Source organism: Romboutsia sp. (genome assembly GCF_035470145.1).
Taxonomy (GTDB): Bacteria; Bacillota; Clostridia; order Peptostreptococcales; family Peptostreptococcaceae; genus Romboutsia_D.
The window spans coordinates 1-1,501 of sequence record NZ_DATIRC010000229.1; the positions used below are offsets into that span (position 1 = coordinate 1).

Sequence of the window (1,501 nt, forward strand, 5' to 3'; positions counted from 1 at the left end):
GTACTCTACCTGCAAGTGAGATATCGCTCTCTACAACTTCTACACCTGCTTCTTTAGTAAATGCATTTACGATTGGTAGTAATGAATACGTAGCGAGTGCTGGCGCTTCATCTATTTTTGACCAAATGATTTTTGGTAAGTTTGACATATTTGTTCCTTTGAAAATTTAATCTACTCCGAAAAAGTAACAAATTTTTAACAATAATCTCCAATAAATAAGATAATATTTATCCTATTTAAAATATTTGTTTCATAATTACACATAATTATTTTAATAAGTGCGGCATCATGACTATATATTTGAGTATTTTTACCGGTTCCAATAAAAAACACTCAAATCCAATGAAAGGCACTGTAAGTTTTGTGTCAAGAAATGATTGGGCTAAAATCCCATAAATTTGTATATTTCATAAGGTATTGAAAACGAGATATTTTGATATACTCTTTATACTAAAATAGTGCAAAGAAGGGTCTCTGTTCCGTAATAAATAGATAATGAAAGTGTTCAATGAAAGCAAAAAAAACTATTCTTACAATATTACTTGCAATATCAGGTGGTTATGTTCTGACATATTTAATAGGAGTAGTTTTTCTTTCAGGTATAACAACACAATCATCCAGTACAAGTATAGAAATAAAAAATTTGAATGAAAAAGAATATGCAAAGATTCAACAAGAGGTGAAACTCTATGTAGAACAAACCCTTCATTGGGATTGTCATGATATAGAAGGGTTTAATATAAAGGTTAGCTGTAAGTATAATGAGCAGGAGGGAAGTATTTTTATAAAAGATGAACCATCTGCTTCCAATAAAGAAAAACTTCTCAATGTCACTCTTGGGTACAGTGAATCGAAAGTATCACAATATCCTACTTCAGCATATATGACACAGCAACACAAAGAGATACAAAAGCATCTACTGAATATAGCATCAGATTATAAAAAACGATATAAGAATGTTAAAGTTTTTTTTGGTTCACCAAATGAACAAGAAATTTTAGAAATACCGAATTTACCATACACAGTTTTGCCTAACTTGACCAAAACCTTATAGTCTAACATAGTTTATCATGGACAACAAATCCTCATAAAGTTATATATTTTATAATGTTTTGAAAATCATGAGATAATAGAGTTATTATTTCAAATCCACTGCAAAACTACATTTTTTTTTCGTTGCAATATTTGTAAGGGCTTCATATTCTCCTTTTAGTCTTTTAACTTCAGAATTAAATTCTGCAACTTTTCTTCTAGATGCCTCTTTATCCAATCTCTCTCGCTCTTTAGCTGCATCAGTCTTCGGAGCGATTAATGGTACTCCTGCAGTAGTTAACAAAGCAAATGGAACAACGAACAACATACCGACAGTTTTTTCTGTTTCTTCATCTGACTTAATTTGTAACTTCGCATTAAGCCTTTTATCTATCTTTATTATCTGTTCATGCAATTGTTTACAGGAAAGTTTTTGATATTCTGTAGGGGATATGTAGAGAAGATTATC

The 1,501-nt window shown here is 30.5% G+C and carries 3 protein-coding genes; 1 reads left to right on the top strand and 2 read right to left on the bottom strand.

Features of this window, described 5'->3' with window-relative positions; translation table 11 throughout:
• A partial coding sequence (locus tag VLM92_RS17365) for an NADP-dependent isocitrate dehydrogenase (protein WP_349255056.1) occupies positions 1-148 on the bottom strand: 148 nt, incomplete at its 3' end.
• Positions 149-508: 360 nt separating this feature from the next.
• Here VLM92_RS17365 and VLM92_RS09865 point away from each other — a divergent pair.
• On the top strand, positions 509-1,054 hold the full coding sequence (locus VLM92_RS09865) for a hypothetical protein (protein ID WP_325276176.1): 546 nt from the start codon (positions 509-511) through the stop codon (positions 1,052-1,054).
• An 84-nt stretch (positions 1,055-1,138) separates the two neighbouring features.
• Here VLM92_RS09865 and VLM92_RS09870 read toward each other — a convergent pair.
• Positions 1,139-1,501 (bottom strand): hypothetical protein (locus VLM92_RS09870; protein ID WP_325276177.1); only part of this gene is annotated, 363 nt, incomplete at its 5' end.